This window comes from Burkholderia sp. LMG 13014 (assembly GCF_905232215.1).
Classification (GTDB): Bacteria; Pseudomonadota; Gammaproteobacteria; order Burkholderiales; family Burkholderiaceae; genus Burkholderia.
Genome location: NZ_CAJNKE010000831.1, coordinates 1 through 2,032, shown reverse-complemented (window position 1 = coordinate 2,032; position 2,032 = coordinate 1). Strand labels below are relative to the sequence as shown.

Annotated in this window: 1 protein-coding gene; it reads right to left on the bottom strand. The window is 69.2% G+C overall.

The annotated features are described in order from the left end of the window. Window positions 1-245 precede the first annotated feature (245 nt). The coding region (locus tag JYJ84_RS35105) for a heavy metal translocating P-type ATPase (RefSeq protein WP_205187116.1) at window positions 246-2,032 on the bottom strand (1,787 nt) is incomplete at its 5' end.

Genomic DNA, 2,032 nt, shown 5'->3' with positions numbered 1-2,032 from the left:
ACACCTCTCTATTCGTCGTCAGCGTCAGATGTGTATAAGAGTGAGCGCTTCGACTGTCGGGCGGCGCCTGCCATCCCCAGCCGTGGCGATCGCGGCCGCGCGCATCGTGGCCGCCGTGCCCGTCCTGACGCTGCCCGCCGTGATGCCCGCCTCCGTGGCCTCCATGGCCGCTGTTGCCGTGCCCGCCGCCATGGCCACCGCCGTGGCCGCCCAGGATTCGTTTAAGAAAGCTCATCGCCTGCTCCTCAACGCTTGGCCTGCGCGCTGCCGAACGCCCCCGAGGACGACAACAGCCGCAAACCGTTGGCCACGACGATCAGGCTTGCGCCCGCGTCCGCGAAGACCGCCATCCACATCGTGCCGAGCCCCGCGACCGTGAGGCCGAGGAACACGATCTTCACGCCGAGCGCGAAGCCGATGTTCTGCACCAGGACGCGATGCGTCGCGCGGGACAGCCGCACGAACGCGGGAATCTTGCGCAGGTCGTCGTCCATCAGCGCGACGTCGGCCGTCTCGATCGCCGTGTCGGTGCCCATCGCGCCCATCGCGAAGCCGATGTCGGCGCGCGCGAGCGCCGGCGCATCGTTGATCCCGTCGCCGACCATCCCGACCGCACCCGCGCCGCCGGCCGCCAGTTCCTCGACCGCCGCGAGCTTGTCTTCCGGCAACTGGTTGCCGCGCGCGTCGTCGATGCCGGCCTGCTGCGCGATCGCCTGCGCGGTATGCGGGTTGTCGCCCGTCAGCATCGCGGTGCGGATGCCGAGCGCGTGCAGATCGGCAATCGCCTCGCGGCTCGTGTCCTTGATCGTGTCAGCCACCGCGAAGATGCCGAGCACGCGCGCTTCGTCGACCAGCACCACAACGCTCTTGCCCTGCCGTTCGAGCGCATCGAGCTTCGCTTCGAGGGCCGTCGAGCAGCGCTCGAGTTCCTCGACGAGGCGGTGATTGCCGAGCCAGTAGCGCGTGCCGTCGATCGTGCCCTGCACGCCGCGCCCGACGATCGCTTCGAAGTCCTTCACATCGGCGAATGCCGTCGTGCCGGCATCGCGCGCTGCAGTTGCGATCGCCTGCGACACCGGGTGATCGGAACGCGCCGCGAGGCTCGCGCCGAGGTGCCGCACACGTGCCTCGTCGGCGTCGGCCGCATGCAGGTCGAAGTCGGTCTGCACCGGCTTGCCATGCGTGATCGTGCCGGTCTTGTCGAGCGCGAGCCACACGAGCTTGCGCCCTTCTTCCAGATAGACGCCGCCCTTCACGAGAATCCCGCGCCGTGCCGCGGCCGCGAGCCCCGACACGATCGTCACCGGCGTCGAGATCACCAGTGCGCACGGGCACGCGATCACGAGCAGCACCAGCGCGCGGTAGATCCAGTCGTGCCACGCACCGCCCATCACGAGCGGCGGCACCACCGCGACCAGCAGCGCGACCGCGAACACGATCGGCGTGTAGACGCGTGCGAACTGGTCGACGAAGCGCTGCGTCGGCGCCTTCGCGCCCTGGGCTTCCTCAACCGCGTGGATGATCCGCGCCAGCGTCGAGTTGGCCGCGACGGCCGTCACGCGGTATTCGAACGAACCCGATTCGTTGATCGTGCCCGCGTACACGGCGTCGCCGGTCGTCTTTTCGACGGGCAGGCTCTCGCCGGTGATCGGCGCCTGGTTCACCGTCGAGCGGCCCGCGACGACTTCGCCGTCCAGCCCGATCCGCTCGCCCGGCTTCACGCGTACGACCGCGCCGAGCGCCACCTGCGCGGCCTCGATCGTGCGCCACGACCCGTCGGCGTCCTGCACGGTCGCCGTATCCGGCGCGAGTTGCATCAGGCCCTGGATCGCATTGCGCGCCCGGTCGAGCGACTTCGCCTCGATCAACTCGGCAATCGTGAACAGCACCATCACCATCGCGGCTTCCGGCCACTGGCCGATCGCCATCGCGCCCGTCACCGCGATGCTCATCAACGCGTTGATGTTCAGGTTGCCGTTGCGGATCGCGATCCAGCCCTTCTTGTACGTGGTGAGCCCGCACGCGAGCACCG